The organism is Corynebacterium sp. UMB9976, assembly GCF_030212265.1.
Classification (GTDB): domain Bacteria; phylum Actinomycetota; class Actinomycetes; order Mycobacteriales; family Mycobacteriaceae; genus Corynebacterium.
This window is the reverse complement of the sequence record NZ_JASODY010000034.1, coordinates 1-7,970: the sequence shown is the minus strand read 5'-3', so window position 1 is coordinate 7,970 and position 7,970 is coordinate 1. Positions and strand designations below refer to the sequence as shown.

Here is a 7,970-nt window from a genome sequence, read left to right as displayed (position 1 = left end):
CACTCGAGCATTTTGCGTTGGCGTTCCCCGGATCTGCCGCGGTGGGCGTCGGCGATGCGTTTGAGTTGGGCGTTGACGCCGCCTTCCAGGCTGTTTGTTGTTGATGCCCAGCGCTGTGGTTCGAGTGCTTCTGGTGGTGGCTGCAGGTAGGTAAACAGCCATCCTTTCCGTGAGAGGTGCAGTAGGGAGTTGTATGCCTTGCGAACTCGCAGGTGGGTCCATTCCCACTGGTTGTTGAGGGTGCGGCGTTCTTTGGGGAGGGGTGTTTTTTCGTTGAGGAATGCTTTGAATACCTGTCCGAAGTCATGCAGGCGCAGCGTCCACTCCCGTGCCTGGTCGAGTGTGGTGATACGGGTCAGTTTCAACGCCAGGGCGTAGATAGCTTTGCCTGCGTCGGTGCGTGGACGGCTGGTGGTGTAGCGACGGACCACGCGTTGGGCATGGACAAGGCAGCGTTGGATGCGGGTGGTTGGCCAGCAGGTTTTGATTGCTGAGTAGGCGCCTTGGCCACCGTCGAGGACAACGCATAGTGGTGGGGCGATGTTTTTGAGTAGTTGGGTGTAGGCGTGGGCGGTTTCGCGTTGTGTCCAGTGCCATGCGATGACGTGGTCGTGGCTGGCTGCCACAAGTAAGCAACCAGCGTCGGTGTAGGTGCCGTCGATGAAGATTTGGTCGTAGACCCGGTTGGGATCGGGGGTGTTAGGGACATCGATAAGCCACAATGAGGTGAACCGGCGGTCGAGTGTGCGCCGGGAGACATTCAAGGTGTCGGCCACCTTGGTTAAAGAAGCAGTGCCGGTGACGTAGGTGTGAAACGCTTTGAAATCCCGGGTGTGGGTCTGATCGGGGCGGTGTCGTGTTGTTGAGCATCCGCAGTCAGGGTTTTTGCATCGCCACCTGGTTGTCCCTTTGGTTGTGGTGCCGTTTTTCTTCATGTGCCCAGCGCATATAGGGCATCGGGGTCTGTTTGGAGTCACCCAGAAAGACAACCAGGCCCCTGTTACCACATGCAGGAGCCATTCCGGTGGATTGAGCAAGAAACGGGCCTGAATAAGGTCTGGAACCTTATATAAGCCCGTTTTATGCGGCCTGACCAGCAAATAGGCTGAAAATCAGACACACTTTTTGTCACTTAACCCGCCTGAGATGGCAGCCATACCCGCGTAAAATCGCAGGTTCAAGGCCCGCCCTCCGTGGTGGGCTAACCCAACCCAGCGAAAGGGGAGTGCCATGACCGCATCAGATTCCCAGCGACAGGTCCGCAAGGAAGTCGCCCGCTTCGTCATCGAGGTGGACGGTGCGCAGGCAGGTTTTGCCGCATTCGAGGACACCGACGGCGTCCGCGACTTCAACCACACCGTCGTGGACCCCGCATTCCGGGGCCAGGGACTATCAAAGCCCCTCCTCGCAGCGGCACTGGATGCCACCCGCAAGGAGGGGCTGAAGGTCCGCCCGACCTGCTCGGCCGTGGCGGGGTTCGTCGAGAAGAACCAGGACGATTACGGCGACCTCGTCGTCGAGTAGGTCCTAGACGGCGCCGTCGACGTCGTTATCGGTGCTCGACGGGGCAGCCTTCGAGCCGTCGCCACCGGCCGCGCCCTTGGGGGCATTCGCGGTATTTTTTCCCGCGTCGCCCGATCCCTCGGCGGGGCTCCTCTTCTGCATTTCCGCGACCCAGTGCACCGCGTCCACCAGCGGGGTGCGCTGGTCCTTCTGGCGCGGGCGCACCTTCGCCGGGATACCGGTGAGGATCGAGTCAGCGGGCGCGTCCTTCGTCACGACGGCGTTGGCACCAATGGCGGAGTTATCGCCAATCGTGATCGGGCCCAGCACCTTCGCGCCCGCGCCCACAGTGACACCGTTTCCGATCGTTGGGTGGCGCTTCGTCTGAGTTAGTACCTGTCCGCCGAGGGTCACCCCGTGGTAGAGCATGACGTCGTCGCCAATCTCCGTCGTCTCGCCGATGACGATGCCCATGCCGTGGTCGATGAAGAAGCGCCGACCAATCGTCGCACCAGGGTGAATTTCGATGCCCGTCAGGAAGCGGGTGAACTGCGCCAGGATTCGCGCTGGCCCCTTCCAGCCGCGCTTCCACATCTTGTGGGACACGCGGTGCGCCCAAATGGCGTGGAGCCCGGAGTACACGATGGCATTTTCCAGATCGCCTCGTGCGGCGGGGTCGTGCAGGCGGGCGTTCTTCAGATCCTCCCGGATCGTGGCAAAAATGCTCACGCGCGATCCTCTTTCTTCACATCGATTTTTTTGCTCCCTGTGCTGCCGGGTTGGGTGTCCCAGCGGGCCATTTCATCAGTTGGAGGGAAGCATACTCATCATATGCAGCACGCCACCGCCGTGGCGTATTCCCGAAACTTTAATTCCGGATGCCAACGGCGGTGGCGTGCAGAGGTTGAGCGGGCTGGATCCGGGGTTCGAATGAGCCCGGATGATTGCCTCTGTTAGTCGCGCAGGTCCTCGAAGAGCAGGGTGGAGACGTAGCGCTCACCGAAGTCCGGCAGGATCGCGACGATGGTCTTACCCTCGTTCTCCGGCTTCTGAGCCTCCTGCAGTGCGCCCCAGACGGCTGCGCCGCCGGAGATGCCGCCCAGGATGCCCTCGGAGACCGCGAGCTCGCGTGCGGTCTTCACCGACTCCTCGAGTGGGGCGTCGATCACGCGATCGAGGACGTCCTTATCGAGGGTTTCCGGGAAGAAGTTGGTGCCCAGGCCCTGGATCTTGTGCGGGCCGAAGCGGCCCTCGGTCAGCAGCGGGGAATCTGCCGGCTCGACGCCGACGATCTCGATGCTCTCCTTCTTCTCCTTCAGGTACTTCGCGGCGCCGGAGATGGTGCCACCGGTGCCGATGCCGGCGACGAAGATATCCACCTTGCCGTCGGTGTCCTCGAAGATCTCCGGGCCCGTGGTCTCGTAGTGCTTCTTCGGGTTGGCCGGGTTCTTGAACTGGCTAGCCAGGATGGAGTTCTCGGTGGACTCGACCAGCTCATTAGCCTTATCGACAGCGCCCTGCATGCCGGCGGAACCTGGGGTGAGCACCAGCTCGGCGCCAAGAGCGCGCAGCATGATGCGACGCTCGTTAGACATCGTCTCTGGCATCGTGAGTACAACCTTGTAACCGCGAGCCGCGCCGACCATGGCCAGTGCGATACCGGTGTTACCGGAAGTTGCCTCGATAATGGTGCCGCCCGGCTTGAGCTCGCCGGCGTCCTCGGCAGCCTGAACGATAGCCAGACCAATACGGTCCTTCACGGAGTTGCCTGGGTTGGCGGACTCGATCTTCAGTACTACATCAGCCTTGTAACCCTCGGTGAGCTTGTTGAGCTTGACCAGCGGGGTATTGCCGATGAGCTCGGTGATGTTCTCGTAAATCTTTGCCATTTTCTGGTTTACCTTTCCTTGTTGCGAATCAGCCTGAAGTAAAATAGACTGATCTGTCTACCCGTTATGATACCCGCCCTTGGGGTTGTGAGGCAATGGTGAAGACGGGAATTGGCCAAGCTGGTGACGTCCCTAACAAAAATGGGCACAATGGGCAGCGGAAGAAAACAGCGAAACAATTTCACGCGCATACCCCAGAAGAAGAGAGGTCACGATGAGCGAGAACGTCATCCTCGCCAGCACCAATAACCGCGTCGCCACGATCCGACTCAATCGCCCGGAGGCTCTCAACGCACTCAACAGCGAACTCATGCACGCCGTCGTGGACGCTGTTGAGGGCTTCGATCAGGACCCGAATATCGGCGCGATTGTCATCACTGGCAGCGATAAGGCCTTCGCCGCGGGCGCTGACATCAAGCAGATGCAGTCCGAGACCTACCCAGAGATCCGTCAGAAGAAGATGTTCTTGGAGTGGGAGCGCGTCGCGCAGGTCTCGACCCCAATCATCACAGCTGTCAACGGCTTCGCGCTCGGCGGCGGCTGCGAGGTTGCGATGATCGGCGACATCCTGCTGGCGAGTGAGAAGGCCAAGTTCGGCCAGCCGGAAATCACCCTGGGCATCATCCCGGGCATGGGTGGCACCCAGCGCCTAACCCGCGCGGTGGGCAAGGCTAAGGCGATGGACCTGATCCTCACAGGCCGCATGATGGATGCACAGGAGGCGGAGAGCTCTGGGCTCGTGTCCCGCGTGCTGCCCGTCGAGGGCTTCGACGAGGCGGTCCAGGAGGTCGCCGCCAAGGTTGCGGGCATGTCCAAGGTTGCTACCACCGCCGCGACCGACATGGTTGATGCCGCCTACGAGACCACCCTGCGCCAGGGACTGCTCAGCGAACGCGATGCCTTCTGGTCCCTGTTTGCCACGGAGGATCAGAAGGAAGGTATGGCCGCCTTCGTGGAAAAGCGCAAGCCGGAGTGGCAACACCGCTAAGGATCGCCGCGCGTCCGGCGGTTACGGGGTGAGTGGGCTTAGGTTTTTAGAAAGCGACGGGGCACACTAGGAAACATGGCTAAGAAGAAGACCTTCAAGAGGACGATTGCGCTCTCGCCAGCAGAGGCGTACGGAGTGCTGAGCAGCGAGGAGTACCTGCTGCGCGTCGACCAGCCCACGGATGGCTCGACGGTCGAGATTGTCGACTCGGATATTGCTCGGACTCCCGAGGGGCAGGTCACTGCTCACGTTCAGGTAGAGATCACGCCTGCCGGAGCTGCAGCCGAAGGTGCCGCCGCGGCCACCGAGGCCGCCGAGGCTGCTGCGGGCGAGTCGGGTGCGGAGGAACAGTCGAAGCAGCCGATGCGTCTCCAGCAGACCACCACCGTTGAGCCGCTGACGGGGGAGACCTGCGTGGCTGAAACCGCCATGCCCCTCCCGCAGGGCCTGGGGGAGATGCGCATGCACTTCACCTACACACCGCAGCGCAAGGATCCGCAGTCTAGCGACGTTGTTATCGAAGTATCGGTGGATGTGAGTGTTCCGGTCCCGATGGTCGGTGGCATGATCGCGCGCAAGATTCTGGGCGATGCGGATAACACCATCGACAAGGGGCTGGCGCGCATCGAAGCGGAGGGATTGTCTCGCCGCTAGCGTGAAGGATCGAGCGAGCGGGGTCCATCGTGTGGATTCTGCTAACCGCCTGTGTATTTCCTGATTGAGGGCTTGGTGCACGGGCGGTTTTTGCTTTAGTGGGGGGATTTTGGGGGTAGTTAGCGGGTGATCTATACTTTGCTTGACTACCTGCTAGCCCCTAAAAGGGGGAGTGTTTGGTGGAAAAACTTCGGCTCGTTTTGGCACCCCGCGCCGGCCGGGCCGTTGGGTAACAGTGCCAGGAGCATCGGCCGCGCTAAACCGGTGCTCCTGGTTGGTCGCTGGGGAAGTGCCGCGCCCTGCGCGGTGGCCTTCCCGCACACAAGGGAGTGATCCGTGGAAAAGCGGCGTCTTAGCGATGACGATCAGGCAGTCCAGAAGGCTCTGGACTACCTCAAGGCGCAAACGGCAATCCCCGTCACCATGTACGGGGAAGTCAAGAGTGCGAAGAAGCTCCAGATCGTCAACTGGATCGGGCTTCGTACCCCTGCGTTGGAAAACCTCGAGGTAATCAGCGCAGCGGGCGTCGGTGGACGCGTCATGGCCACCCGGCGTCCGGTCGGTGTCTCCGACTACACCCGAGCCAAGGCCATCAGCCACGAGTACGACTCCCTCATCTGCGATGAAGGGCTGCACTCGCTCGTTGCCGTGCCAGTGATCGTGAGCCGTTCGCTGCGGGGCGTTCTCTACGCCGGCATCCACTCCCGAGCTCGCCTGGGGGATAAGGTCCTTGAAGAAGTGACCATGACCGCCCGCTGCCTCGAGCAGGAGCTCGCTATCAACGAGGCGATGCGCGAGCGCGCCTCCGGCGAACCTTCCCAATCCACCTCGGAAGGCAAGGCCGCTGAGGATGCACCGAAGCCCTCCGGCTCGTTGAACAGTGCCGAATGGGAGCAGGTCCGCGCGACCCACTCCAAGCTTCGCATGCTCGCCAGCCGCGTGGAGGACGAGACCCTCCGCCGCGACTTGGAGGCGCTGTGCACCCAGATGGTCTCCCCGGTCCGCGTCAAGCAGACCACCAAGCTGTCCGCCCGTGAGCTGGACGTTTTGTCCTGCGTCGCCCTCGGCCACACGAACGTCGAGGCCGCGGAGGAGATGGGCATCGGCGCGGAAACCGTGAAGAGCTACCTGCGCTCCGTCATGCGCAAGCTTGGTGCTCACACCCGATACGAGGCGGTCAATGCTGCCCGCCGCATCGGCGCACTGCCTTAAACCCAGTGGTTACGCGGGGCATTCATCGCCCCGCCGTATTTCCACACATCACCCCACGGGGCGTCGGTCGGCAGCTGTGGAAGGTTTTAACGCGTATCCTTGGCTGTTGTGAACGACAGTTTTGTGGTGAATGGAGGCGCCCGGCTGCAGGGCGCAGTGAAAGTCAGCGGCGCGAAAAACAGCGTGCTTAAGCTCATGAGCGCCGCCATGCTCGCCGAGGGCCGGACCGTCCTAAAGAACTGCCCGCAGATCTCGGACGTTCCTTACATGGCGGACGTCCTTCGCGGCCTTGGCTGCGACGTTGAGCTGGACGGCGGCACCGTCGTCATCGACGTCCCGGCGGAGATCAATCACGACGCCGACTTCGACGCCGTCCGTCAGTTCCGCGCATCCGTCGCCGTTCTTGGGCCGCTAACCGCGCGCTGTCACCGTGCACGGGTCGCCCTCCCAGGAGGCGACGCCATTGGCTCCCGCCCCCTCGATATGCACCAGACAGGGCTGGAGACGCTCGGCGCAACCACCCGGATTGAGCACGGTTGCGTGGTCGCGGAAACCGACGGCCTGCATGGTGCGGAGATCAAGCTTGACTTCCCTTCGGTGGGAGCAACGGAGAACATCCTGACCGCGGCGGTTCTGGCCGATGGCGTCACCGTCCTCGATAACGCGGCTCGCGAACCGGAGATCGTCGACCTGTGCGACATGCTCAACGAGATGGGCGCGAAGGTTGAGGGCGGGGGATCGAATGTCATCACCGTCACCGGCGTGGAGAAGCTGCACCCGGTCGAGCATGAGGTGGTCGGTGACCGCATCGTCGCCGGCACGTGGGCGTATGCCGCGGCGATCACCCAGGGGGACGTCACCGTCGGCGGCATCGACCCGCAGCACCTGCACCTTCCGCTGGAGAAGCTCAAGCTCGCCGGCGCGCGGGTTGAGACCTACCCGACGGGTTTCCGCGTGGTGCAGGAATCCAAGCCCACTGCGGTGGACTATCAGACTCTGCCATTCCCCGGCTTCCCGACTGATCTGCAGCCGATGGCGATCGCGTTGTGCGTGGCATCGGAGGGAATGAGCGTGATCACGGAGAACATCTTCGAATCCCGTTTCCGCTTCGTCGACGAGCTCGTCCGTCTTGGTGCGGACGCCAGCGTCGATGGTCACCATGTGGTCATTAGAGGAGGACGTCAGTTGTCCTCTGCACCGGTGTGGTCCTCGGATATCCGTGCCGGGGTCGGGCTGGTGCTCGCAGGCCTGATTGCCGATGGTGAGACCGAGGTTCACGACGTCTATCACATCGATCGTGGCTACGAGGACTTCGTTGGCACGCTGCGCAGCCTCGGCGCGGACATTCGCCGGGTGGAGCGCTAGTAGCGCAGACGGACACCGCCTAACACGGGGCATGTACATCGAAACCCTGGGTCAGAATTAGTTCTGACCTGGGGTTTTGTGTTTGTTGTGGGGTGTGTGTAGATTATTGATCTGCAAGGCCGACGGCGCTGATGCCGGGTGGTTGGGTTCCCCTTTCGGTCTTGTTTCTTTATCACCAAGCTTTGGTGAACAGTGAGTGATCGTGAGTTTTTCTCCGGTTTGCTTCTGGTTCATGGGGGTGATAAGCTCGGAATCCGCCTCAACGTGAAGCACCACAGTGGTGTGGTTGTGGAGTGTTGTGTGCATATGTTGTTTGAGAACTCAATAGCGTGATGAACCAAGCAGATCAACGGTTCTGA

The 7,970-nt window shown here is 61.6% G+C and carries 7 protein-coding genes and 1 pseudogene; 5 read left to right on the top strand and 3 right to left on the bottom strand.

Features of this window, described 5'->3' with window-relative positions:
• The coding region (locus QP140_RS09515) for an IS1249 family transposase (RefSeq protein WP_442875039.1) at window positions 1–977 on the bottom strand (977 nt) is incomplete at its 3' end.
• Between the two features lie 253 nt (window positions 978–1,230).
• Between QP140_RS09515 and QP140_RS09510 the strand changes: the two genes are divergently transcribed.
• Window positions 1,231–1,524, top strand: coding sequence for a GNAT family N-acetyltransferase (locus QP140_RS09510; protein ID WP_284759413.1), 294 nt, complete (start codon window positions 1,231–1,233; stop codon window positions 1,522–1,524).
• 135 nt (window positions 1,525–1,659) lie between these two features.
• Here QP140_RS09510 and epsC read toward each other — a convergent pair.
• Together epsC and cysK are read right to left on the bottom strand one after the other, a co-directional pair.
• A pseudogene (gene epsC, locus QP140_RS09505) lies at window positions 1,660–2,232 on the bottom strand (serine O-acetyltransferase EpsC); the annotation flags it as partial.
• 224 nt (window positions 2,233–2,456) lie between these two features.
• The gene (cysK, locus tag QP140_RS09500) at window positions 2,457–3,392 is read right to left on the bottom strand and encodes a cysteine synthase A (protein ID WP_284759411.1); all 936 of its coding nucleotides are present in this window, start codon (window positions 3,390–3,392) and stop codon (window positions 2,457–2,459) included.
• Between the two features lie 214 nt (window positions 3,393–3,606).
• On the opposite strand from cysK, the gene QP140_RS09495 reads away from it, so the two are divergent.
• The 4 genes from QP140_RS09495 (at window position 3,607) to murA (ending at window position 7,611) form a co-directional block, all read left to right on the top strand.
• Window positions 3,607–4,380, top strand: coding sequence for an enoyl-CoA hydratase-related protein (locus QP140_RS09495; RefSeq protein ID WP_284759410.1), 774 nt, complete (start codon window positions 3,607–3,609; stop codon window positions 4,378–4,380).
• Window positions 4,381–4,455: 75 nt separating this feature from the next.
• The gene (locus tag QP140_RS09490; RefSeq protein WP_284759408.1) at window positions 4,456–5,034 is read left to right on the top strand and encodes a DUF2505 family protein; all 579 of its coding nucleotides are present in this window, start codon (window positions 4,456–4,458) and stop codon (window positions 5,032–5,034) included.
• Window positions 5,035–5,370: 336 nt separating this feature from the next.
• Window positions 5,371–6,246 (top strand): acetate metabolism transcriptional regulator RamA, encoded by an 876-nt coding sequence (ramA, locus tag QP140_RS09485; RefSeq protein WP_148812820.1) that lies wholly within the window; start codon window positions 5,371–5,373, stop codon window positions 6,244–6,246.
• Window positions 6,247–6,354: 108 nt separating this feature from the next.
• Window positions 6,355–7,611 carry a UDP-N-acetylglucosamine 1-carboxyvinyltransferase gene (murA, locus tag QP140_RS09480; RefSeq protein WP_284759405.1) on the top strand — a complete coding sequence of 419 codons (1,257 nt, stop codon included), beginning with the start codon at window positions 6,355–6,357 and terminating at the stop codon, window positions 7,609–7,611.
• Window positions 7,612–7,970: the final 359 nt, after the last annotated feature.